The sequence below is a fragment of the Arcticibacter pallidicorallinus genome (assembly GCF_003002875.1).
In the GTDB taxonomy this organism is placed as follows: Bacteria; Bacteroidota; Bacteroidia; order Sphingobacteriales; family Sphingobacteriaceae; genus Arcticibacter; species Arcticibacter pallidicorallinus.
On sequence record NZ_PVTH01000004.1, the window covers coordinates 267,412 to 292,399 of the forward strand.

The following is a 24,988-nucleotide window of genomic DNA, read 5'->3' on the forward strand; positions in this document are numbered from 1 at the left end:
ATTAAAGGGCTATTGATTCGATTCCTCCGAACATTCGTGCTCAGTGGTCATAAAAAAACCTGAAGCCCGCTCCCGTTAGGGAGTTGGCTTCAGGTTGACTTCTTGAATTACCTCCAGCGAGGGTCTCCAATTCCTTTCGTATAGATAGGATGGTTGAACACTTCCGGGGTGTTTTTATAACGCAGTCCATCGAGATTATAGATATGCGAATCAGGAGCCCAGTTAGCGACTACCTTTTTACCTTTCGGATAAGGATCAACCATCAGGTTTTCCGGAGCAATCGGCGTCGGGCCGGTTATTACTTTCGTTGCCTCCAAACCGCCTTTATTCAATGCACCTGCGTTGGCTCCGGCGCCTCTGCCGTTATGACTGAACGGCTGGTTAACAAATATTTCCGCAGAACTGAAATAGGTTACGGCATTGTTTGCTGATTTTGCTGATGTGGAGTAGTTATCGGCAACGTCGAAACTTACCCCTGGACGATAGGTTCTGAAGTCCATTCCGCTCTGGAAGAACGCCCGATCGTCACCGGCTGCTTTAACCGAGATGAAGAGGTTTTTCCTGACAATGTATTTGCTGTTAGCGGGAGGATGCTGATGCTGGATCAGGAAACGTCCATTGGAGACAGAAAACGCATTTAAGAACGTGTTATTTTCGATCGTTACATTCCAGACCACGCTTGGTGCCCAGGCAAGATTCGCGGTTTCACGGATGAGCTGGTCATACGACACGCCAACAAATGAGTTATTTTTAATGACAACGTTATTGAAAATATTCGTTTTTTCTGAAACTGCTGCTCCGGTGATTAAGGGGTATCCGCGTCCGTTAACATCGTACATACCTGCATCATGGAATATACAGTTATCCACTATGATATTTTCAATGACCTGGCGGTTCGAACCCTGTGTTCTGAACCAGGACCGCACCATACCCTGGAAATTACAATTGCGGGCTTCCAGCTTAGAGCAGGTGAATGGCATAGATGCTGAACTCTGATTGATAAAATAGTTTCCGTTTATAGACTTTCCGGGATACAGGGACTGGTTGAAGAAGTTAACCGCCAATGGCAACTCGACACTAAGATCGTCGAAAATGACATCGCCCACGGTAATACTGCCGATTTCGCCTGCTTGAGCATTACGTCCCAATTGGAAGTTGAAAGCAAGTGAGCCATTATTGAGCTCATTGTATCCCAGTCCCATATAAAGAGTGGCTTTTGTACCCGGAGTGTTTGATTTTAAGACCAGGCCTTTAGCTAAGACAACATTATTGCCTAGATAATATTTCTTGCCGGCTTCCAGCATGAATATCGTACCCTCGGCAAGCGTATTATCGAATAAATAGTTATTTAATATGGTATCAAGCCGCGATGCATTGTTTTGCTGGGCCCAGGTATTTGCAACGTCTACTTTATGCGGAATAAGAATAGGCTCACCTACCTGTCCTCTCATACGAACCATACTGGTGTTATACAGCCGGTCCCAGTAACGAACCACCTTATTATTAAGCCCGTTAACAACATATAAAGCATTGGACACTAAGCCTGTAACGTCGACATAGCCATTTGTCAGATCTGCCTGGCTCAACTTGATGGTCTGAGAGGGCAAATCGCGGTTTACCGATGCGGGCTGCACCAGTATTTCATCCATAAGGAATTGCCCATTTTCGTGTTGAAAGCTAGGGTTTAGTGCAGGTGGCGCCGGATTATAGACTTTCAGATCAAAATAGACGCGCATGCTATTTTCGGTTACGCCGGCCACAGACACCACATCCGGAATACCTGTTCGCTCTAACGTCGTAAATTCTGCACGGTCATCCGGGTGAGCGCCGTCTCCCAGCCCATACCACCTCGAATTATAAGCCTCTCCCAAGGGAGAAAGGGTTTGGATCATAAAATTATGCATGGTTGAATATTGCAGATCCTTCTTGGTAATTTTAAGCACTTCAGGCCCTACAATGGTATCCCATAGTATGTCGCCCGGGATATCCCAGGAGCCAGCCTGGGTCTTCATCTTGATGTGGTAACCCGATGCTCCTTCGATGCCGTTCCAGGTCAGGTATATATCGTTCGAATTAACGACCTGGCTGGCGAGCGGGTCACCGCTTTTGCCGGTATTCGCCTGTATACGAAATACAGCCATAAAGGATCTGTTTTCTTCTTCGTCAGTGAGTTGAAGATCGGGTTTTTTGCAACTATCGAGAACAAAGACCAGCAAGCCTGCCAGGAATATGCTCTGTATTAAAATCTTGATTTTCATATTGAACTTTCTTTATCGGCACTAGTTATAACCATAGTGATTCTTATACGCCCCGTTACTCATTTGAATAGCCTGGTCAGGGAAAGGCAGGATGTAACGCACAGGAGGCAAACTATTAGGGTTTAAGCTTTCCCAGTTCGCTGAAGGCCCGCCTTTTACATATCCACGAAATGAATAAGCTATTTGATTTTTGGGCATCGAAGTATTGACGTCATACCAATCATAGTATGTTGCTGTTAGCCATTCTGTACCCGGATTCAACACAGCTTCCCATGGGTTATAGAATTCAATAACCTGCAAGCTTGTATTCGGATAGATATCTCTATCGCCCGGATTTGCGACACGCTTGTAAAACTTGTTAACAGGCAGATTCTGGTATTTTTCAGCACCTTCTATGAAGTCCCCCCCTGCCATTAAAGCTACAATGAGATACTCTTTAAAACTGTCATACACGACTTTAGAATAGAGGTTCCAGCGAACCAGATCCTTCCAACGCAGGTTTTCACCACCAAATTCCCATTTTCTTTCGTCTGCTATGGCATTAAAAAATGTCTCTTTACTGGCTGCCGCTGTCTGGATGTAGGCGTTAACCTTCACTGCCTGGTCTGCATCTTTAAATGCCCGTTTGCGCACCTGTCTGAAAGCCTCTATGGCCCTTGCTCCGTTTGCCCCGCTAACCCCTTCTTCCACCTCATTGACAGCTTCAGCATACATCAATAAAATATCAGCGTACCGCATATAGGGTAAATTGATCCCGGTAGCGCCCGAACTTTGATTTCCTAAAGCCTTCGAAGGATCGGCCCAGAGTTTTGACCATTTGTTGTTGTACATGGTATAGTCAACGAGTACTTGCGGTATAGCGTTTGCATCGTAGCTCCACTTACCAACCGTATATTCTTGGCGGAGATCATTACGGTCGAAGGAGTAATGATAGAATGCATTCAGCCTCATGCCGGCATTTGAAGCGCCCCACACGTGGGTTGTCAGATCGTTAAAGGAACCAACAGCAGCACCAGTAACGTAACCAATATTACCGCTTGAATTTCTTAGAAATGGAATTTCAAAAATCGGATCGTCGTTATTGTTCACGATGTTATTGGTCTGATCGATAAAGACATTCCTGAATGCCTTGTTGAGTGAATGCTTCCCGGAAGATATAGCCGAATCAGCGTACTGCATAGCAATCCGATAATAGTCTTTGTAGTCGGGCATTCGTTTCATCGCACCCTTTCCCCCTTCCGGATACAAGGCATAGCCCCCGCGGGTCAAGGCCATCCGCGCAATCATGCCGTAGCAGAACTCCTTGGATGCACGCTCCACTCCATGCGTTAAATCAGCGGCGTATTTCATTCCCGAAGCCGTCTCCTTCAAGTCATTGATGAGGAAGCTGAGGATCTCGTTTCGGTCTGTGACCGGAATCACAAATCCCGATTGCAAGTTCATGCTGGGCTCTGTATTGAAAGGAACATCACCAAACATCACCACCAGATCGTGGTAAAACATCGCCCTTAACACTCTTGCTTCACCGAGCTGTTGCGTCAGATCCATGTCGCTCGGACTAAAGACCGGACTGCTCTGAATGCCATTGATAAAAATATTGGCACGTTCAATGCCTTCGTATTGCTTGTTCCAGAACCGTAAGATGGAAGGAGCATGTGGAGCGCCGTCAAAAGCCTTGAAATCTTCTCCGTTAACGTTCGGTAACTCACCGGCGAAAGCGGTGAACTCTACATCATTATTGAGTGCGAACGTACTGAAGTACGCGTTGCCGTAACTATCGTTGCTCATTAACGACGCATAGACGGCGGTTAATACCCTGTTGATCTCATCCTTGTTCCCAAAGACATAATCCCCCTCGTATTTGGAGTCGGAATTTACTTTCAGGAAATCTTTTTCACAGGAAGTAAGGGTTATTAATATAGTACTGAGAATGATGATATATTTCCTCATAGCTGTAAATTTTATCTGCACTGCTTGATATTTCGATTATAAAGTAATATTTAAACCAGCCAGGAAATTCCGGCTTCTTGGGTAGCGATTGTAATCAATACCCGGCGTGAGTCCGGTTTGAACATCAACTTCGGGGTCATAACCAGTGTAATTGGTCCATAAAAACAGGTTGTAACCACTAACAAATACCCGCAGACTTCCAACCTTAAGGCGTTTCAAAGCGCTTTGAGGCAGCGTATAACCCACAGTTAGATCTTGTAATCGCAGGAATGAACCGTCTTCGATAAAATAAGAGTGTGTTACCTTCTTGCTAATGTCTACCGGATTGAAAATAGTTGCATTAGAATTGACGTCCCGATACTGTTGCACATAAAGTGCATTGCTCAGCATCCTGTCTCCATATACATCATCGGCATAGCGCCAACGATTGCTTGCATTAAATTCCGGAAGAATATTAAAGTAGTTGTTATTGTTATTTTCGAAGGACGACAAGGTATAGCGCGTCGCGTTATTAACGTCAAATCCATACATCCCGAAGAAGTTCGCGGATATATCGAAATTGCGCCATCCCCCGGCAATGTTGAACCCGCCGCTGAACTTCGGATTGGTGTTTCCTATGACGACTTTATCTCTTTCATTGACTACATTTTCTTCACCCTCTGCGTCTACAAAATTCTTGAATTTGGGCCTGCCTGGTTGTGTACCAAAAAGGGCATCATTATTTACCGTTCCGGGTTTAGCCACGAAGTTGAAACCTTGCTGATCAAACTCGTCGAAACCGTAAATACCATCGTAAACAAAGCCGTAGATAAGGCCCAGCTGATCACCGACTTTCAGCATATAGTCAGCCTCGGAAGACTTCCATCCGCTGGAAGGAGTCATCCAGAGCACATCTTCCCGGCCATTAAGTTTGTCGATACGTGTCTTACCTGCTCCAAAGGTTAAGGTTGCATTCAAATAAGCACGTTCCTTTCTAATGATTTGCGTGTTGACAGTCAGGTCAAATCCACGATTGGTCACCTGACCGATATTTTGCATTTGCTGGGTATATCCGGTTGTTGTAGGGATATTGCTCAGGTAGAGCAAGTCTGTTGTGGTGTTCCAATAGGCTTCAGGAGTTATGGTCACGCGCTCGTTAAACAGTCCGATATCGAAAGCCAGGTTGCGGGTGAGCGTAGTTTCCCATTTGATATCCGGATTGGGCATCGTTCCGCCACCGGTATTACCATAATATTCATATCCCGTTTCGTTGCTTTCGCCCCAGCCCGGACCACCGGTTCCGTTGATCCTGTACTGGTACCGCCACATATCATCTTCAATCCGGTTATTTCCTGACTTACCGATGGAGGCACGCACTTTAAGTTCTGAAAACAGCTCCTGATCTGCCAGGAACTCTTCCTGAGATAATACCCAGGCACCTGCAATCGCCGGGAAATGTCCCCATTGCTTGCCCGGAGCAAACTTGGTAGATCCGTCAGCGCGGTAAGTAAGTGAAAGAAGATACTTTCGGTCAAAGTTGTAATTTGCCTGTCCAAAGATGGAAGACAATCTTTCAGGCGAAGTACTAAACGAGGTAGCTTTCCAGGGTGTTCCTAAAGTCAAATTCCGTACTGCTCTTTCCGGTTCAATCTCTTTCGGAAAATAACGGGAAGTATTTGAGCTTGTAAACTGCGCGGAGCTCTGAATCTCCTGGCCCAAAAGGAACCTGAAATTGTGCTTGTCTAGTTCTGTCGCATACTCTAAAGTATTTGTCCATCCGTATCTGTTCCGCCTTTGACTCTCCAATTCAACTATAGGTAAGCGGTTGTTGCTAACGGCGTCTGAGGTCAAATCTCCCCAGAAACGATCTTTATAGTTAAACGCCATATATTGCGAACCCAGGGTGCGGAAAGTCAGGCCCTTCATGATGTTCCAGTCAACCGAAGCCTGATTGGTAAACTCGTAATTATTTCCTTTCTGGTAGTTCTGATTGATGTCTCCCTTGGGATTATTATATTCAAACAAGCGTTCCTCGTCGGGGTCAATATCCTCTGCGGGCACATGCGAAAATTCACGGATACCATTTGTAGGCCGGTAACGCAGCACACCAATAATACCACCGCTTCCTACATTACCAGCGCCGGCACCACTATTCTGTCGGTAAGTAAAGCGCGGATTAATCAGCAATTTCACATTTTTGGAAAGTTCTGCGCTGAACTTGGTATTAACATTGGTTCGCTTAACGCCCGAGCCGATAAGTACACCCTGCTCATCATGGTGGGTGATGCTGGTATTAAACCTCAACGTTTGCGATCCACCATTCAGCGTAAGATTATACATATGGCTCAATGGGGATCCGCCTAAAATCTCATCTTGCCAGTCGTTTCCCTCAAACCGTTTATACAGATCAAAGTCGAGCGGATTACCGAAGTTACCGCGAAAGCGCTGACGTCTTGTATTATCGCCTACCGCCGCCTCATATTGAACTTTCACAAATTCATGAGGTGTCATCAAGTCGATTTTCCTGACAAGGGTTCTGACCTGGGTGTTATGGTTGAAATTCAGACTTAGTTTTCCGGAGCTCGCACGCTTGGTGGTAACAACCACTACCCCATTTCCTCCGCGGGCACCAAAAATCGCCGTCATCGAAGCATCTTTAAGAATATCAATGCTCAGAATATCTGTCGGCGGTATATCATTAATGTTATCTACCGGAAATCCGTCCACTATAAATAGAGGAGCGTTACTCTGTGTTACCGAAGTACCTCCGCGGATACGAATATTTACTTCTGAACCAGGTGCGCCGTCAGAAGTGGTCACCTGTACACCTGCTGCTTTACCTTGTAAGGCCTCCGCTGCCGATGACACGGGAACACGTGCGATAGTGGCTCCGGAAACTGTCGATACAGATCCGGTAAGTTCGCTCCTTTTTATAGGAGAGCCGTAACCAGCAGCAACAACCGTAACTTCATCCAGTGCCTTAGTGTCTTCTGCCAGCGAAACACTCACCGGGCCGTTTCCCTTTACGGAAACTGTCTGATTAACGAAACCCACCATTCTGACTTCCAGCTCGACGGTTCCGGTCTTTGTTGTTCGGAGAACGAATTTTCCATTGTTTTCTGTCTTGGTTGCCACAGTGGTTCCCTTAAGGAACACCGAGGCACCTGGCAACACCTCTCCTGTGGTTTTTTCGATTACCGTACCGGTAATTTGCCTTTCCTGAGCAAACAAGCTGAGGGAAACCCACAGCAAGATGGGGAGAAGTAGCAGTCTTTTCATAATGCACGTAATTAAGATTGTAATTTGTGTTAGTTGTTAGTTTGTTCGCCTCTTTTGCCGTTCACTGGTTAGGGACCGGAATGCAGGCATACCTTGCGGGATGCAATTATTGTGGACATATCAGGTTATAAAGGGTTAAAAGACGTTCGCACGAACGATAGCACAAATGTATCTGCCTGTAGAAAATGGGGGTGGAAATATTAATCAAAAAGGAGGAAAATTTCCGCAAGAGCCTGTTGAACGCTCAAAAAGGGCGAAATAGATCTAAGACAGCTGGTTTGAAGAAAGAGATTGGGCAAATTCCTTTGGATTGGATCCAAACCTTGATTTAAAGCATTTACTGAAATACTTCGGATCATTGAAGCCTACCAGATAGGCGACTTCAGCGATGTTGTCGGTTCCGTTTTCTAAATAAACTTTCGCTTTATCGAGACGCCTGTCACGGAGAAATTCTACTGGCGTAAGATTGGTGAGACTCTTGAACTTTCTGTAAAATGTGTTCCTTCCCATACTCATTTTTATGGCCAGATCATCCACACTCAATTCAGAATTTTCCAGACCTTCATCGACGATCCTGATAACATCCAGAAGGAAACTTTCGTCCTTGTTGGTCATGACGACCTCCTGTGGTCTCCATATATCCGCGACACCGCTTTTCATTTGCTCGAACAAACGACGTCTCTGTACAAGCAGATTTTTTACAGAAACCAAAAGAAATTCGGTATCGAATGGTTTCGTGATATAAGCGTCAGCACCGTATTTCAATCCTTCTATCTGGCTTTCTATAGCATGCCTTGCGGTTAAAAGGATAAAGGGGATATGGCTGGTATCCTGATTTTTCCTCACCAGGTCCAGAAATTGGATGCCATCTAAATTGGGCATCATCACGTCGCTGATGATTAGATCAGGCAGTACTGACGTAGCCATTTCCATTCCTTCGACACCGTCATTTGCCAGATAGACCTGGTAATGCGACCGAAGCTCGAGCGACAGAAACCAGCGAAGCTCCTTGTTATCTTCAACAATCAACACCTTTTGTTTTTCCTGAGCCTGCAGTTCGGGCACCGGGTCCTCCCGCAATGCAGACAGTGAACCGCCTGAAGCTATATCAGCGGTTTCTGCGTCAGCATCCGACACTACATAATGCTCATCCGCTTCCTCCATATAGGGAAAAGAAAAGCTGACACATAAGCCCCCTTCAGCATTATTAGATGCTGAAACGTGACCACCATGTAAATTAACCAGTTCCCGCACCAGGGAAAGCCCCACTCCTGTACTCCCCACGGATGTTTTATCCGCCGAATAAACCACATAAAACAAGTCAAAGATCTTGTCACACGATTTTTCCGGAACGCCCGGTCCTTGATCTCTTACGTCGACCATGATGTCCTTACCATCTTCCGTTCTTCTCAGATAAATTTCTATCGACGAATGCGGGGGAGCATACTTCAATGCGTTAGACAAGAGATTTCGGATGATGATCTCCATCTTTTCTTTGTCGGCAACCACATTCAAACACGGCTCGTCACATCGAACGGCGAGTGATATCGCAGCCTCTTCTGCCGAAGGTCTGAACGTTTCAGCTATATCATTCAACCACTCCGAAAAATCAAACCGGGACAGGCGAAGTTCGAATTTCTTTTCCTTAAGCCTTCGTACATCTAATAGCTGGTTTACAAATCGCTCCAATACTTTCGCGTTGCTGCGAATCATGCCCGCATAGTTTCTTTCCTCGCTTGTTAGTGAGTTAGATGACAAAAGCTTGGTAGCGGGACTTAGTATCAGAGTCAGGGGCGTCCTCAGTTCATGTGAAATATTAGTAAAGAATTCCATCTTCACCTCGCTGAGCTTTTGTTCAAGAATGACCTTGTTCTTCAGGTGTAAGATGGTAAGCAAGAACCTACGGACAAGCACGACAAATAAAACCACCAGGAGGGCATAGGCCAGATAAGCCCATGAAGTATGCCACCAGGGTGGAGAAATAACAAGCTTCAGTCGCCGGAATGTTCGGTCTGAGTACAAATCACTTTCACATTTAATCTCCAGATAATAGACGCCTGGATCTAAGTTGGTAAACGACGCCCGCTGCAGCGAGCCATTCTGCTTCCAGGTACTATCAAGCCCAATAAGCCTGTAGGAGAAATTATGGTGTGAGTAACGATGGTCTGTTACGCTGAAATCAAAAGTCAAATTGTTCTGGTTATGAAGCAGGTTCACTTCGTCCAGATATTGTATGTTGATGAATTTATCTCCGGATAGATTGCCTTTGCCCCATTCCTGGTTATTCACCGCAAAACTACTGAACACAATCTGCGACTGGGAACTCTTCGGATGCAATTTTCCCAGATCCAGCGATAGGGCACCCACCGATGTTCCCCAGATGATCTCACATGCAGCGTTGTAAGCAATTGCTTTCTCGGCGAAGCCGAGTGCCTTGAAACCTTCGTTTACGTCGACGTTAACGAATTTATTTGACTTCAGGTCGAGTCTCGAAAGACCTCCTTTGGTCGTTACCCAAAGCGATCTTTGCCTGTCTTCCACACAGCTCAGCACGAAGTCGTTTACCAGACCCTGCTCCGTTGAAAAGTTCTGCATCTGCAATTTTCCAAACGCATTCCCCCGAACTCGTGTAATTCCTCCCCCCGCTGTACATACCCACATTTCACCTCCTGATCCCAGGTGCAGATATTGTATGTCATTATCTCCAATCCGGCTTTTGATGTCTTCATGATCACGGATTAACCTCGTCTTTCCAATCCGGTCGTAAATAATCAGGCCGTCTATGGAGGCGATCCATAAATTCCCGTCCCTGTCCGATGTGATATGCCTGATCTTGTCACTTTGATTGCCTCCTAACGCTACGCTACTAAACGTTATTTTATCACTCGATTCATTCAGTTTGAAAAGACCGGCATCAAAAGTTCCTAGCCATATCTGCTGATCTTTATCCTGATAAATGCTATAGACCTCCTCGCCGAACAAACCACTATTGGTTTTATTGAAGTGAGATAGTGTATAGCTATCTTTTTTTTGAGAGCCCGGAACAGCCTTGTAGAGGCCTTTGCCCTTTGTCCCTATCCAAATATTCCCTTCCCGATCTTCCAACAGCGAATAGATGGGTCCTAAGCCATTCGAAGGCATATTACGAAAATTGACCGGTTGAACCAGGTTCCGTTTACGGACAACCAGATCCCCTCCTTTTGTTCCTGACCATGATCGCCCCTGGCGATCGAAAACGATGCTTCTGACCTCTTCTCCCCAGGTCGACCTGGAGCTTTGCTTTAAGCTGGTATGTTTGAAGCTATCATTACCAATAACTAACTTTACCAGTCCACGTTTTTCCGTCGAGAACCAGGCAATCCCATCAGGATCATAAAACAAATTGGAGATATGCTGAGGAAGCACAATATCCTTCTTGTTCATATCATGAATAGAAAAATTAAATTGCTGTTTCTCTTCATCGAAATAACCAAAGCCACCCCCATTCATACCGATCCATACGGTATGGTTCGGATCTTCAAACCCTTCAAAGCGCATATTGGAATTCGCATGATAAAAAGGCGATTTGATAGTAGAGTGATCGCCGGTTATGCTGTTGAAGCGCAGCACTCCTCCATTTCTAAGTTCGATCCATAAGATACCCTTACTATCTTCAAACAAACCGTATAGCGAGTTTGATGCCTTATGAATAATTCTCCCCCCGCTGCCACCTGAATCCAAAAGACATAGTTCTCCCCCTTCCGTTGTGCAAAATAATCTCTGATTTTTTCTCGAACCGCTCAGATGATTGATACTTCCTTCTGAAGACCATATCTTTTTCGCAGCCTTCGTCTTTTTGTTGAGATAAAAAATAGACTTCTCATTCACAATGCAATAGAGTCCGGACTCATTTTCTACAATTCTGGATATAGAGGCAGCTTTAGGTAATTCTTCAGAGATACTGCCGACAATAAATTTCCCGGATCTTTGCTGCAACGTGTACAGGCCACTGTTTGTGCCCAGCCATATAATACCATTCCGGTCTTTCAGAAAGCTATTGACTATGATATTTTCAGGTTCTGAAATCCCTGGAAAAACTATCCGTTGAAGTGATGGATCTTTATCGGAAATAACGTATAAACCATCGTTCTCCGACCTAAGCCATACGTTATCTCCATCGACATACAAAATACGGTCAAACAACACCCTCTTCTTTGCACGCTTATCAATTTCAGGCGACAAAGGATGAAAGACTTCTGCTTTTTTGTCAAACCAGTATAATTGCTTGTCGTAGGTGAGAACCCATAATTTGTCCCCGAGCCCTTCGGCTATTCTAACCATTCGCCTGCTCTCCAGGTATGATTTCCGGTCTGTTGTTTTCTTAAACGTTCGAAAAGAAGTGCCGTCAAAGCGGTGCAGGCCGTTCCAGGTAGCCATCCACATGATACCGTGTCTGTCCTTCGTAATCTTTGAAACAGAACTGTGTGCTAGTCCGTGTTCGGTGGAATAACTAACTAAGCTGTAGTTGGACTGAGCTAGACCGTGCCTGATTTGGAAAAAGTAGCTAAAAATAATTAGAATAGTTACTTTCAAGTACCAGCCCTTCATCTTTTTCCCTGGTTATAATTTTCTTTCCAATATACAAACAATCTTCACATTATTATGTGATTGCAGGTCCTTAAGAAAGAAAATTGATATCCCTGGTTAATTAAGGGTTTCTTCCCTTGAGCATCCGGTATCTATCCCCTCTGTTTCAAGATTCCCTTAAAAGATTGCCTGCTTCCGGGCTTAGGGAGTTCCGGCGGCTGAGCCATTGCATCGGCCGTAACTTTTTTTGATTCTGAGGGATGCTTCCTTTTAAACTCCCTCAGAAGCCGATTCCCATCATACCCCATCTCTTGAATCTTCTCGTGACGATCCGGGTAAGCCTCTTTGCTGAGGCGGAAGGGTTTGGCCGCCATCGGCGCCGCCTGTTCAGCCGGAAAAGCCGCGATAATGGCGCAGGGACTGAAACCTTTGGTGTTCAGCAGAACATATTCGCAGGTATGTGGCACCTGATCATACATCAGCAGCGACATGCTCAGCATCACGATGCAGCCTGGGTCTGCCTTTGCGTTCAGGGTAATGGTTTGGGCCTCCATAACCGCTGTCTTGTGTACATCCAGGTCCTTGATATCCAGATACTCCAGGTACATCTGCCGGAAGTCCAGGGCCACCACCATCAGCCGTATCCGGTAACGGGATGCGCTATCGGGATATCCTGCAGCCTTTTTTACGTCTTCTTTGGGTTTGAACCTGCCCAAGCTTACTTCGAGATTGCCCTCTGCATTCCGGACTACGCTGTGACTGATTTGCAGGACTTCTGCAAGCGGACTGGCACCGTTGAAATCCATACCCAGCAGGTCCTGCAAATTGGCATCGTGGAGGTCACGCTGACCGATGCTGCCGCTCAGACTGTTGCGCAGACTGCGGTACACTTGCTGCGTGGTGCGGCTCACCGCTTCACCGTCCCGGTGGATATAAGCCGGCTCAAAAGCCCGGCGGATCGCCGCGGCAGCCGAGCTGCTCAAGCCGAATTCGGTGGATGCCCGGATGCTTCCTTCAGTCTGTTCAAATTTGCGGGGCTTCCCCTGCATGATGTTCTTGCCGCGGTACATGCGGTAAATGACGGAACCTGCCTTTCCGCGTATTCTTCCTTTGTTGTCAATGCTTGCCATAATGTTATTTTGATTTAGAAAGGCAAGGTAGATCAGCAAGGGCCTGGTGACGATTTTTTCCTGAAAATCGACAAAATTTTATGCTATTTTTAAAAAAACGCATCTCAAATGCTGTTTGGAAGCTGGCCGAATGAAGGACAATCGCTCTTGTATAAGTCCCTATAATAGCAGTGATTAAGGCGCGACCAGTCCGACTTACAACAGAAGAAGTCGGACTTATCCCACCTGCAAAGCCCCTTCTATACGCCTGCATATAAGTACAATCATAATCGATTAATTAGCGAATCAAGCTATGATCCCCCTCAACTACAAACCATTTTTAGCTATTTTTGTATAAGTCTGCAAAAGAAATACACAGAAAAGCGTTTACATGAAACCAGGGGATAAAGTTATTTGCATCAATGCGCTGATAGACGCAGATAAAAAAGAGGAGATCAGTCGCGATTTCGAAATTTGGGTTACCAAAGACAAAGAATACACCATCCGGGAGATACTCGATAACAACGGCATCGTTACGGGCGTTCTTTTGGAGGAAATCTACAATTTACCGAAGTTCTTCAAACTCATCAACAGGTATCAGGAACCGGCCTTCGCCATCTGGCGATTCCGGAAACTGAATTATGCCACCGCAGCTGCTGCTGAAGAACATGAGGAAGAGCTTGTTGAAGTGGGTGTTGAGCCTAAAAAAGAAAGCGAACCACTGAAACAATCCTAAGCTTTGGGCGATGGGAGCCCGACGTTATTTTGATATTGCGTAAGCTGTGTGGCCATACCTTTGAATATAAACAAATGGAATGGCCACATAGCATACCAGTACAACCGCCCCCACAGTCCGCGCGGACGGAAAGTTGCCGTCTGAATCAATGTCTTCCCCGACGGGTCTGACTGATCGATACAAAACTCCAGCCAGGCCTCGCCCGGAAGCCTCATCTCCGCATAGAGCAGCAGTCGCTTCTTTTCTTTGTCGGCGAGCAATACCCTCCAAAAATCCAATGCATCACCCGCAATCAGGCTATCCTGGTTTCTTCTCCCCCTCCTCATTCCTACCCCGCCGACAACTTTGTCGGCAAAACCCCTCAATTTCCATAAGAAGTTCAGGTAATACCACCCCCGGTTACCACCAATTCCCCAGATATTTTCCAGGACTTCGTCCGGACTTCGATTAAAAGCGATCTTTACCTGGGAGCTTAGGGTTCCGTTCTGCGGAACCTTGATCTGATCCATGAAGGTTGTTTCGAGGTATCCCCGGTTAAGCGCGTCTTTCCAGCTGCTGACGATGGAATGCTGCTCAATCTTGACGAAGGCGAGTTTTAGTGAATCACGATAACTGAAGCATTTTCCAGGAACTATTTTCTTGATATCATCGTTTTGGCAGACCACCTCATTTTTCATGCTTTCCACCAGGGAGCTTGCCAGTGAAAAAGGAACAGATGTGACGAAATTAAGCCAGTAAGACGACAGCTTGGGTGTCAGGAAGGGCACGTTAATGATATAGCGTTTGAGATTTCGGGAAGCGGCATACTCGAGCAGCATCTGCTGGTAGGTCAGGATATCCGGACCGCCTATATCAAACGTCTTATCATAGGCTTCCTCTTTAAAGAGAACGCCGCTCAGATAACGAAGGACGTCGCGGATGCCGATAGGCTGACAGCGGGTCCTCACCCATTTGGGAGCAACCATGACCGGGAGCTTTTCTACCAGATCCCTGATTATTTCGAATGAAGCGCTTCCTGATCCGATGATAATCGCTGCTCTTAAGATGGTGCAGTGAATCCGGCTTTGCTTCAAGACATCTTCCACAGCGAGTCGTGAGGAAAGATGCTTCGACAGTTTAGCATCATTAACGATTCCCGTCAGATAAATGATCTGTTTACAGCTATCGCAGTTCGAAAGGGCTTTTACAAAGTTCCCGGCAGTCTGTTTCTCCGCATCCGAGAAATCTCCATTGGGTGAAGACATGGAATGTACGAGATAATAGGCTGCGTCAATATCCACAGGAATCTGGTCCAGCCCCTTCCCGGTTACGAGATCGGCTTCAATAATAAGGACCTTTTCAGAAAAATCGATTTTTTTAATAAACCGCCGTTTATCACGAACCATGCATACGATGTCATGACCTTCTTCCAATAGTACGGGGAGTAGACGTGTGCCGATATAACCATTTGCACCTGTTAGCAGAATTTTCATCGTTTTGTATGATTCAGATAGTGACAACAAACGGTTTCCTGTATTGTTAGCATGGTAGTAAACAGGCTTATGATAAAAATATGCATCGTCTGAAACGGATATTTAATACATTTGGAAATTCAAACAAAGCAAACTCATGAAATCTCTATTAAAAAAAGCACTTTACACGTTCTTGTTAATCGCCTCTTCAGCATATAGTTCATTCGCAGTCAATGTGGTAGACAGTGATTTGAGCAATACTGCAGGTTCTAACCGGGGACATGAAAATTTAACTATATACGTATTCATCATCATATTCCTTATTCTGGCTGCTACAGCGCCTTTTTATGATAAAAAAGGGAACAAATAAGGGGCGAAAAAAAATTTAAAAATATTTTCATTTTTTTGAAACTATTAATTGTTTTCGCCGTTAAAGTAGGTGATAAGGTTTAGGTGCCCTTGCTATACTCATTATAGCAGGGGCTTTTTTTTGCCCCTAAAAGTCGATTGCAGAGAGTAATCCGCCTGCAAGTAACGCAGCAAATAGTGTATTCAGAAAGTTGACGGTATCGTTGCTTATAAAACGTTTGCGCTCCAGGGTAGCACCTAAAACAGAATCGAACACATTCCCCGTTATACCCGCCAGGAGCACGACTGCCACTACAGGTGTCCATCCCGTAAAACAAGCGAATAGTAAAGCTATCGCGGCACTTCCGGCTATTCCGGCGATCGATCCTTCCAGACTAACTACTCCATTTTCTCCTCTACTATCTTTCTGCCAGCTGAGAACATGATAGAACCGGCTACCATAGACGTTTCCTAGTTCTGACGAAAGCGTGTCTGAAGTTGCAGATGCAAAGGCAGCTGCTACGAGCACCGTGCAGAGCTCGCGTTGTGAGGGAAAGCATAGCGCCAGGACTGCGGCTAAGGCTGGTACCCCGGCATTGGCCAGCACCTGAGACGCGACCCTTTGTCCCTTATCCGCTTCTGCAAGTCCCATAACTATTTTAAACTGATGCCTCCATTGACTCGCCGCGGTTCCCAAAATAAAGAAAGCAGCCATCATGAGCAGGCCTGCAAACCCAGTACCCAGAAATAGCAGAAAGGCAATAAGTCCCCCACATACCGCGCCCCCTACCGTTAACTTCCGGAGATAGATACTGAGAAACATACCGGCACAAACGCACCCTATCAGCAGAATTTTAGTTGAATACATGCTTTAAATATAGGTGTACACCATGTGGGCGTTGATTGTTTGAGCAAAAAAGTTACAGAAAAGGTGTAAACTATTTTTTATTTTGAGGCGTTAACCTATAACCATGTAAACCTTAGAACGCTCTGATATGGAGGATAATCTGATTGTCAACTTAAGACCCCTGTTAATCCACAGCTTAAATGAGACTGGATTTTATGATCAGGCCATTGATCTGGTAAGGGTGCCTGCGTTGAAATCGGCGTTTGCTAAATATCTATGGATGCGAGGCGAACACATCGTTGGGATTCGTTCTTTTCTGGTTCGCGCGAACTGCAAGCTCAGTGAATTCGACTTTGCAAACTGTCCTGATTCTGCCGCCTGGGAAGCCTTCAGGCAGACCCTTAATAAACATGACGGCGAAGCACTATTACGCTGGGGTTTACAAAAAGGCAACCTCACTCTCCGAAAGTATGAATCAACCTTATCCAACACGAGCGAAAACAAGCATCTTCGCTGTATGCTCGACCATCACATGAAAGATATCCGAAATTCTCTGGATAATCTCTCCGGTTTGAAGTTAAGCTTTCGCTAAATTTCCCGATTCACTGCGCATCATTAGGGTTTCTTGCTGAACTTTTTTTTCTTTGTAAAACAAGTGCGTTAAATTTACATTGTGTTGTTATACTTGTAAAATAACGAAGATCACAAAAGAAATACTTAAATCTTAATAACTATGCAGGAATTAGAGCCTTCTGTTCTAAACAAAATTAATGAATGGCTTGAGGGAAGCTATGATGCTGATACCCGCCAACAGATTCAACAACTACTGGACGAAAAAGCATTTACGGAGCTGACTGACTCGTTTTACAAGGATCTGCAGTTTGGTACAGGCGGACTTCGTGGGACTATGGGCCCTGGCTCCAACCGCATTAACAAATACACGATAGGAAAGGCGACTCAAGGTCTGGCTAACTATCTTAAGAAAACGTATCCATCGGAAAAGATTAAGGTGGCGATAGCACACGACAGCCGTAATAATTCGGATTATTTCGCACGTGTGACTGCTGAGGTGTTCTCCGCCAATGGAATTTATGTTTATTTTTTCAAAGAACTTCGTCCTACACCGGAACTTTCTTTCGCTATTCGCGAATTGGGCTGTAAAAGTGGTGTTATGGTAACAGCCTCTCATAACCCCAAAGAATACAACGGATACAAGGCTTATGGCGCAGACGGCGGACAGTTCGTCGCTCCCGAAGATGCCAAGGTTTTAGAAGAAGTATTCGCCATTCAAAGCATCGACGAGGTAAAGTTTGACCGCGTGGAAGAAAACATCGAAATGATTGCTGAGGAGATCGATGAGCTTTACCTGGAGAAAATTGCTAAGCTGAGCGTTTCTCCCGATGCTATCGCCCGTCAGAAAGACCTGAAAATCGTTTTCTCTCCTATTCACGGCACGGGAATCACGTTAGTGCCTCAGGCATTGGAACGGTTCGGTTTTACGAATGTAAACCTGGTAGAGAAGCAGATTCAGCCGGACGGCAACTTCCCTACCGTTATTTATCCGAACCCCGAGGAAAAGGAAGCGCTTACACTGGCTCTTGAAAAAGGTGTTGAAGTAGACGCGGACCTGATTATGGCTACAGACCCTGATGCTGACCGTATCGGGATTGCTGTTAAAAACAATGAGGGAGAGTTTATTCTATTGAATGGCAATCAGACCGGAAGCCTCCTGATCAACTACCTGCTAACCGCATGGGAAGAGAAAGGGTTGTTGACCGGTAAGGAATACATCGTTAAAACGATCGTTACTTCTTATCTGATTGACGAGATTGCTAAGGCGAAAAAGGTTGAATGCTACAATACGCTGACCGGCTTCAAATATATTGGTGAGCTGATGACCCGCTTTAAAGATGAGAAGGTATTCATCGGTGGCGGAGAAGAAAGCTACGGTTACCTGATTGGTGATCTGGTGCGCGATAAGGATGCTGTTGTATCGGCTGCGTTTATTGCGGAGATGACCGCTTATTATAAGGATCAGGGAAGCAGCCTGTATGATACTTTGCTGAATATGTACTTGCAGTATGGTTTGTACAAAGAAAAACTGGTATCGGTTACGAAGAAAGGCAAGTCGGGAGCTGAAGAGATCAAGGCGATGATGGAGCGATTTAGAAATAACCCTCCTGCAACTCTTGGTGGATCAAAGGTAACCACGTTGAAGGATTATGAACTTCGCGTGTCGACAGATATTGCCAGCGGCACGAGATCTGACATTGAACTTCCGGAATCTGATGTACTACAGTTCTTTACTGAAGATGGCAGTATTATTTCTGCAAGACCATCAGGTACGGAGCCGAAGATTAAGTTCTACTGCAGTGTTAAGACAAGCCTTGCGGATAAAGCGGCTTATGAAGCAGCGAGCGCGGAACTGGATGCGAAGGTAGATGCGATTATGGCGGATCTGGGAGTGTAAGCTTAGATTTTTGTTAAATATTTCAAAGCGGCCATGTTTCATGAGCCGCTTTTTATTTTAAATCATTTAGATATTCTATATTGCTACAGAAAGTGAGCGAAAAGACAGCCTCTGATGTAGAAGAGATCTATATCAAGACGATCGCAGAGAAAATGGTTTATGAGAAAAAACTTATCGTAAAGGAGTTATCCAGACATGGAATACAGTCTATTCTGACGTCTCCAAAAAACCTTACCGTAAATACGATAAACAGGTATCTGGAGATTAAATCGAGTCAGCGGCTTTGAGAAAAATGGCCTTCCTTCTTTCTTCTTAACATAAAAACAACAATGAAGGCAACAAGGGGGCTCGCTAAAATCGCCACTATGATCGACCCCCAGTATCCAAGAATTGTATTCCTGCCATAATGGCCAATAGCTATAACCATGAGTAACACAATAACGAGTAGAATCACTACCTCGGATGTGCCTATATTCAAAAATGTCAGTGCCATAGATTTAGGTTATGAATCGTTATGAATCGTTCCGAATATAAGGATATTCAGACAGAAAAAAATCAGATCAGCAACTGAATGTGAATATGTTAACAAATAATAAACATGTCTTTCACACACTTTTCTCTATCTTTATACTGTAACCAAGCAATCGAAAACTTCATTATGTAAACTTACTCTTATGACCTGGAAAAAATTTAGTGGCGAGATGATTTCAAACTCGATACATGAAGCAGTAGAGAGCGCTATTCTGCGCGAATACCACCAGGGAAATAAGTTAAAGGTTTGCATAGGAACCGACTCTCAGGTGAAGGGCTCAGTAACAGACTATGCCACGGTGATTGTTTTCATCAGGGAAAAAAAGGGTGCATTTATGTTCATTCATCAGGAACGGAGTTCGATAAAAATGAGTATCAAGGAAAGGATGCTGACCGAAGTGCAGAAATCGATAGAAGTAGCCTACTCACTATGTGACCTTCTCGACCTGTATCATGTGGATCTGGAAGTACACGCTGATATCAATACGAACCCCATGTTTAAGTCCAACCAGGCTCTGCACGATGCGATGGGATATATCCTGAGTATGGGATTCGTCTTCAAGGCAAAACCGGAAGCCTTTGCCAGTTCGGCATGTGCTAATAAAATGGTACACTGAGGAATATCCACTCCTGAGGGGATTATAATTGACCTTCGGTTAAGAGCTCAGCTTTTTGTACTTTTGCCTCATGCTTTCTTATACCGAAGAAAATTATTTAAAAGCACTCTTTCACCTGACGTACGAAATCGAACATGCTAACGAGGCGGGAACCAATCAGCTGGCTTCTTATATGGGGGTAAAGCCTGCTACGGCGACCGACATGTTACGGAAACTGAAGGAAAAGGGCCTTATCGACTACGAGAAGTACGGCAAGATCACTTTATCTGATGACGGAAAAAGCCATGCGCTGGAAGTTTTGCGTAAGCACCGTCTTTGGGAAACTTTCTTGTTTCAGAAGCTTGACTTTACCTGGGATGAGGTACATGAGGTAGCGGAGCAACTGGAGCATATCCACTCTCCGAAACTGATTGATAAGCTGGATAAGTTTCTTGGATTCCCGGAGTATGATCCGCACGGTGACGCCATACCCGATGCGCAGGGGAACTTAAAACCTTCTTTCAGAAGATCACTTGCTGAGGTTGAGCCGGGCGACCAGTGTAAGATGGTTGCGGTGCGCGACAATACCGTGGCGTTTTTGCAATATGTAAGTCAGCTGAACTTAAAAATAAATACACCGATTAAGGTCTTGTCCCGTCAGAGCTATGACGGAACGATTGAAATTTTAATTGACAATCAGCTAAATACGGTTTCTCAGAAATTTGCTGAAAACATAATGATTGTTTAGACCTTTGTTAAACAGAGACAGAAAAATGAACGTCAACATACGTAATAAAAAAGCATACTTTGAATATCATATACTCGATAAATATGTAGCGGGTATTCAGTTCCTGGGAACGGAGATCAAGTCGGTAAGGGAGGGGAAAGCCAATCTGAATGATGCGTTCTGTGCTTTTCTGGGCAATCAGCTATTTGTGAGGAATATGCATATCTCCGAGTACTCGCATGGTTCATTTTACAACCATGAGTCGAAACGTGACCGCGCGTTATTACTGACCAAAAAGGAGCTTAAGAAACTACGCGACAAGAGTGAGGAGAAAGGATATACCATCGTTCCGTTGGGGTTGTTTATCAGCGAGCGTGGCTTCGCCAAGCTGGAGATTGGTCTGGCGCAGGGTAAGAAGACTTTCGACAAGCGAGACACGATAAAAGACAGGGAGAGCAAGATTGAGCTCGACAGAGCGATGAAACGTTAAGGTTTCTGCTCTTACCAGGCCTGATCACCTACCAGAGGGACAAAGCGGAAGGTGTCAAGCTCAATACGCTCATAGTCGTTCTCGTTGAGGCGGATTACGGTGATCATCTTCTGGCTCTTTTCATCACCAACGGGAATCACCATGGTCCCTCCTACTTTTAGTTGTTTCAGCATGATCTCAGGCACGAATGGTGCGCCTGCCGTTACCAGGATTTTGTCGTAAGGAGCATGTTCGGAAAGGCCTTTTGATCCATCGCCAAGAAAGAAGTTAGGAAAATAACCCATTTTGTTCAGGAACAGTTTGGAGCGATGAAACAGCTTTTCCTGACGCTCAATGGTATAAACTTCTGCCCCCAGTTCCAGGAGGATACAGGTTTGATAACCGGAGCCCGTACCTATTTCAAGCACCTTGTCATTCTTGCGGATATGCAGCAACTGGGTTTGGTAAGCCACCGTATACGGTTGGGAGATGGTTTGCCCCTCACCTATGGGGAAAGCAATATCCCGATAGGCCTGGTTCCAGAAGGTCTCATCAAAGAAATAATGTCTCGGTACTCTTCCTATCGCGTCCAGAACGTTGGTATCTTCAATCTGTCGCTCATCTTTAAGGAGTCTAACTAATTTTTTTCTCGCCCCTTTTTCCCGGTAATTATCTACGAACTTGTAAGCCATTCTGCCGCAAAAATAAGCTTAATTAGAGAATTAAACGGCATAATTAACGGGGACACCGATACTTCATTAGGAATCAAGTGCATAAGTTACCCGCCGTGGCCTTAAAAAGGATCTACGTCTACCTGTATGAATGTGCCTTTGTTTTGCTTATCGGCTTCAAAGCCCAGAAGTGCCTGTGCGAGGTATTCCTTCACCTTGGAAACCGGAATTCCTTTACGTTCGATCTTGATATAGATGGTTTTGATATACAGGTTGCGGATCCGGGAAATCATGGGATCCTCGGGACCGAGAACGCGCTCTCCGAGCGTTGTACGGATTGCTGCAGCGAAGCGCTGTGCGGCTTGCGTAAGCACTTGCTGATCCTTGTGCTTGATATCCAGACGGATCATTCGGTACAGGGGCGGATATTTGAAATTGAGCCTTTCCTGGATCTCGGTATTGAACAGGCTTTCGTAATCGTGGCGGATGACCTGATCGATGACGCGATGCCTGGTATCATAGGTCTGGATGATCACCCTGCCCGGCTTATCGCGTCGGCCGGCTCTGCCTCCTACTTGGGAAAGCAACTGGAAACCCTTTTCAAAAGCACGGAAATCAGGGAAGCTCAGCAGGCTGTCTGCGTTGATGATACCGATGAGGGTTACGTGACTGAAGTCAAGGCCCTTGGCTACGATCTGCGTACCTACAAGGATGTCGATATTCCGCTCTTCAAAGTCACTGAGAATGTTCTGGAAGCTGTGCTTGGCTCTTGTTGTGTCCAGGTCCATGCGGGCTATCCTGGCGTCGGGAAAGATGTACTTCAAGTCGTCCTCGATCTTTTCTGTGCCGAAGCCTTTCGGCTCGATATGAACCGAGCCGCAGGCAGGACATGAAGAGAGTACGTCTTGCTTGTATCCGCAGTAATGGCAATGCAGCTGCCCAGTGCTCTTGTGGTAGTTCATGCTGACATCGCAGTGGATACACTTGGATATGTATCCGCAGGTGCGGCAGATGGACAAGGGGGTATAGCCCCTGCGGTTCTGGAACAGGATCACCTGCTCTTTCTTCTCCAGGTTCTCCCTTATGGCCTCGATGAGGACACTTGTGAAGTTTGCCTGGATAGTTTTCTTGCTGGTTTCTTCGCTGATGCTGACGACCTTTATTTCGGGCAGGCCGGCTTCTCCGAAGCGCTCGGTGAGCTGCACGAAACCGTACTTGGAAGATTTGGCGTTAAAGAAGCTTTCGAGTGAGGGTGTAGCCGATCCGAGGAGAACTTTCGCCTGATGGATATGTGCGAGATAGATCGCCGTATCACGGGCATGATACCGCGGCGCAGGGTCCTGCTGTTTGTAAGAGGTTTCGTGCTCCTCATCAACGACAATCAGTCCGAGGTCACTGAAGGGAAGAAACACGGCAGACCGTGCGCCCAGAATAATACTGTATTCATTCTTGAGCACTCTCGACCATACCTCGGCGCGTTCGTTATCGCCCATCCTGGAGTGGTAGATACCTATGGCATTTCCGAAGTACTTCTTTAGTCTCTCGATGATCTGCGTGGTAAGAGCGATCTCAGGAAGCAGGTACAATACCTGTTTATTCTTCTGCAGATTCTCCTCGATCAACCTGACGTATAACTGCGTTTTACCGGAAGAGGTAACACCGTACAAGAGGACGACGTCTTTCTGCAGGAAGTGGTCCTTGATTTCTTCCTCGGCTTTTAGTTGACTGGAACTCAACAGGAAATTATCTGCCAACTCCAGTTCTCCATGAGCAAGTCGGCTGACTACTTTACTTTCAAGAACGAAGATTTCCTTGTCAATGAGGGTCTTGATTATCGAGGCGCTGCAGCCGCACTCTTCCATAATATCCTTACGGAGCACCTCGCTGTTGTTCCTGCTCAGCTTCAGCCAGGCAAGGAAAGCTTCGAGCTGTTTGGGGCTCCGCTCGAGCACCTCGAAGAGGGCCTTCTTACTCGCTTCTTCCTGGTAGATGGGATTAAGGTGAATGAAGGATTTGGTCTTGGGCTTATATTTTTCAATGATTTCTTCGGAAATGTGGATAATCCCCTTATCGAACAATGACTTCAGGAGTTTGAAAACGGACTTTTGACCGAGAAGCTTGACGATGTCATTTACCTTCAGCTCCGGCTGGATTTCCAGAGCGTCGATAATCAGAAACTCCTTATCGTTGAGATCGGCTTTATCGTATTCTGCGTCGTTAATCAGGATGACACGTGTCTCACTGGCGAGCTTGAGCGCCGAAGGCAAAGCTGCCTGCATGACCTCGCCCATCGTACACATATAATAGCTGGAGATCCATTCCCAGAGCTTGATTTGCTGCGCATTGACAATTGGCTTATCATCCAGTATATCAATCACATACTTAGCTTCATATAAAGAAGGGGCCTTTTCGGATACGGCATAAATGACGGAAGTATAGATACGGCTCTTGCCGAACTGGACGACGGCACGCTTTCCGACACCAACCTGATTATTGAGTGCCCGGGGAACGCGGTACGTATAGGTCTTGGATATTGAGAGAGGCAGTATTACCTCTACAAAGTAGGTTTTGAACTCCCCTTCCGCTTCATTGAATTCGAGCATTATTTATTCTTGATTGCTGCCAGTAAAAGGAACACCCACCCAAGAATGAACATGAGTCCGCCTATCGGTGTGATGGGTCCGAGAATGCCGGCTTCCAGTCCCGTTACTGCCCGTGTAGACAATAAATAGAGCGAGCCTGAGAAGAGGAAGATGCCCGCCGTGAAGGCATAATATGCAAATTCGATAAACCTATCGCGGTAGCGAACCATCGTAGAAAGGAATAACAGGGCCAGAGTATGATAAAAATGATAGCTGACAGCAGTCTTCCAGTTTTCCAGGTCGGAGGCGGAAATGAGACTCTTAAGTCCATGAGCTCCAAAGGCTCCCAGGATAACGGCTAAAATCCCGAACAAGGAAGCGGTGACGATAATCTTTTTGTTCATACTCAAATCTTAAGG

Annotated in this window: 19 protein-coding genes; 8 read left to right on the forward strand and 11 right to left on the reverse strand. The window is 45.6% G+C overall.

Annotated features, from left to right (window positions below; translation table 11 throughout):
• Positions 1–107 precede the first annotated feature (107 nt).
• The 5 genes from B0I27_RS08445 to B0I27_RS08465 form a co-directional block, all read right to left on the reverse strand.
• Positions 108–2,258, reverse strand: coding sequence for a hypothetical protein (locus B0I27_RS08445; protein ID WP_106292798.1), 2,151 nt, complete (start codon positions 2,256–2,258; stop codon positions 108–110).
• A 21-nt stretch (positions 2,259–2,279) separates the two neighbouring features.
• Positions 2,280–4,208: a RagB/SusD family nutrient uptake outer membrane protein gene (locus B0I27_RS08450; protein ID WP_106292799.1), complete on the reverse strand. Its 1,929-nt coding sequence runs from the start codon at positions 4,206–4,208 to the stop codon at positions 2,280–2,282.
• Positions 4,209–4,244: 36 nt separating this feature from the next.
• Positions 4,245–7,466 carry a SusC/RagA family TonB-linked outer membrane protein gene (locus B0I27_RS08455; protein WP_106292800.1) on the reverse strand — a complete coding sequence of 1,074 codons (3,222 nt, stop codon included), beginning with the start codon at positions 7,464–7,466 and terminating at the stop codon, positions 4,245–4,247.
• Between the two features lie 264 nt (positions 7,467–7,730).
• On the reverse strand, positions 7,731–12,053 hold the full coding sequence (locus tag B0I27_RS08460; protein ID WP_106292801.1) for a hybrid sensor histidine kinase/response regulator transcription factor: 4,323 nt from the start codon (positions 12,051–12,053) through the stop codon (positions 7,731–7,733).
• Between the two features lie 131 nt (positions 12,054–12,184).
• Positions 12,185–13,162 carry a hypothetical protein gene (locus B0I27_RS08465; protein WP_146133103.1) on the reverse strand — a complete coding sequence of 326 codons (978 nt, stop codon included), beginning with the start codon at positions 13,160–13,162 and terminating at the stop codon, positions 12,185–12,187.
• Between the two features lie 370 nt (positions 13,163–13,532).
• Here B0I27_RS08465 and B0I27_RS08470 point away from each other — a divergent pair, with 370 nt between their 5' ends.
• The gene (locus tag B0I27_RS08470; RefSeq protein ID WP_106292803.1) at positions 13,533–13,877 is read left to right on the forward strand and encodes a hypothetical protein; all 345 of its coding nucleotides are present in this window, start codon (positions 13,533–13,535) and stop codon (positions 13,875–13,877) included.
• On the opposite strand, the gene B0I27_RS08475 is transcribed toward B0I27_RS08470, so the two are convergent.
• Positions 13,874–15,349: an SDR family oxidoreductase gene (locus B0I27_RS08475; protein WP_106292804.1), complete on the reverse strand. Its 1,476-nt coding sequence runs from the start codon at positions 15,347–15,349 to the stop codon at positions 13,874–13,876. The two genes, B0I27_RS08470 and B0I27_RS08475, sit on opposite strands and share 4 nt — an antisense overlap.
• A gap of 136 nt (positions 15,350–15,485) precedes the next feature.
• On the opposite strand from B0I27_RS08475, the gene B0I27_RS08480 reads away from it, so the two are divergent.
• Positions 15,486–15,698 carry a hypothetical protein gene (locus B0I27_RS08480; RefSeq protein ID WP_106292805.1) on the forward strand — a complete coding sequence of 71 codons (213 nt, stop codon included), beginning with the start codon at positions 15,486–15,488 and terminating at the stop codon, positions 15,696–15,698.
• A 126-nt stretch (positions 15,699–15,824) separates the two neighbouring features.
• Here the strand turns inward: B0I27_RS08480 and B0I27_RS08485 are convergent, their stop codons facing one another.
• Positions 15,825–16,544: a DUF92 domain-containing protein gene (locus tag B0I27_RS08485; protein ID WP_106292806.1), complete on the reverse strand. Its 720-nt coding sequence runs from the start codon at positions 16,542–16,544 to the stop codon at positions 15,825–15,827.
• Positions 16,545–16,671: 127 nt separating this feature from the next.
• On the opposite strand from B0I27_RS08485, the gene B0I27_RS08490 reads away from it, so the two are divergent.
• The 3 genes from B0I27_RS08490 (at position 16,672) to B0I27_RS08500 (ending at position 19,280) form a co-directional block, all read left to right on the forward strand.
• Complete coding sequence (locus B0I27_RS08490; protein WP_106292807.1) at positions 16,672–17,115, forward strand: hypothetical protein; 444 nt, start codon at positions 16,672–16,674, stop codon at positions 17,113–17,115.
• 141 nt (positions 17,116–17,256) lie between these two features.
• Positions 17,257–18,993: a phospho-sugar mutase gene (locus tag B0I27_RS08495; RefSeq protein ID WP_106292808.1), complete on the forward strand. Its 1,737-nt coding sequence runs from the start codon at positions 17,257–17,259 to the stop codon at positions 18,991–18,993.
• A 92-nt stretch (positions 18,994–19,085) separates the two neighbouring features.
• Positions 19,086–19,280 carry a hypothetical protein gene (locus B0I27_RS08500; RefSeq protein ID WP_181276721.1) on the forward strand — a complete coding sequence of 65 codons (195 nt, stop codon included), beginning with the start codon at positions 19,086–19,088 and terminating at the stop codon, positions 19,278–19,280.
• Here B0I27_RS08500 and B0I27_RS17385 read toward each other — a convergent pair.
• Positions 19,268–19,486 (reverse strand): hypothetical protein, encoded by a 219-nt coding sequence (locus B0I27_RS17385; RefSeq protein ID WP_146133104.1) that lies wholly within the window; start codon positions 19,484–19,486, stop codon positions 19,268–19,270. The two genes, B0I27_RS08500 and B0I27_RS17385, sit on opposite strands and share 13 nt — an antisense overlap.
• A 181-nt stretch (positions 19,487–19,667) precedes the next feature.
• On the opposite strand from B0I27_RS17385, the gene B0I27_RS08505 reads away from it, so the two are divergent.
• From B0I27_RS08505 to smpB, 3 genes are all read left to right on the forward strand, one after another.
• Entirely contained in the window at positions 19,668–20,141 is a 474-nt protein-coding gene (locus B0I27_RS08505; RefSeq protein ID WP_106292809.1) for a ribonuclease H-like YkuK family protein, read from the forward strand.
• Positions 20,142–20,211: 70 nt separating this feature from the next.
• Positions 20,212–20,868 carry a metal-dependent transcriptional regulator gene (locus B0I27_RS08510; protein ID WP_106292810.1) on the forward strand — a complete coding sequence of 219 codons (657 nt, stop codon included), beginning with the start codon at positions 20,212–20,214 and terminating at the stop codon, positions 20,866–20,868.
• Positions 20,869–20,893: 25 nt separating this feature from the next.
• Complete coding sequence (smpB, locus tag B0I27_RS08515; RefSeq protein WP_106292811.1) at positions 20,894–21,337, forward strand: SsrA-binding protein SmpB; 444 nt, start codon at positions 20,894–20,896, stop codon at positions 21,335–21,337.
• Between the two features lie 11 nt (positions 21,338–21,348).
• Here smpB and B0I27_RS08520 read toward each other — a convergent pair whose 3' ends face one another.
• The 3 genes from B0I27_RS08520 to B0I27_RS08530 form a co-directional block, all read right to left on the reverse strand.
• Positions 21,349–22,008 (reverse strand): protein-L-isoaspartate(D-aspartate) O-methyltransferase, encoded by a 660-nt coding sequence (locus B0I27_RS08520; RefSeq protein WP_106292812.1) that lies wholly within the window; start codon positions 22,006–22,008, stop codon positions 21,349–21,351.
• A 101-nt stretch (positions 22,009–22,109) separates the two neighbouring features.
• The gene (priA, locus tag B0I27_RS08525) at positions 22,110–24,590 is read right to left on the reverse strand and encodes a replication restart helicase PriA (RefSeq protein WP_106292813.1); all 2,481 of its coding nucleotides are present in this window, start codon (positions 24,588–24,590) and stop codon (positions 22,110–22,112) included.
• The gene (locus B0I27_RS08530; RefSeq protein ID WP_106292814.1) at positions 24,590–24,973 is read right to left on the reverse strand and encodes a DUF423 domain-containing protein; all 384 of its coding nucleotides are present in this window, start codon (positions 24,971–24,973) and stop codon (positions 24,590–24,592) included. The genes priA and B0I27_RS08530 overlap by 1 nt, the downstream gene beginning before the upstream one ends.
• Positions 24,974–24,988: the final 15 nt, after the last annotated feature.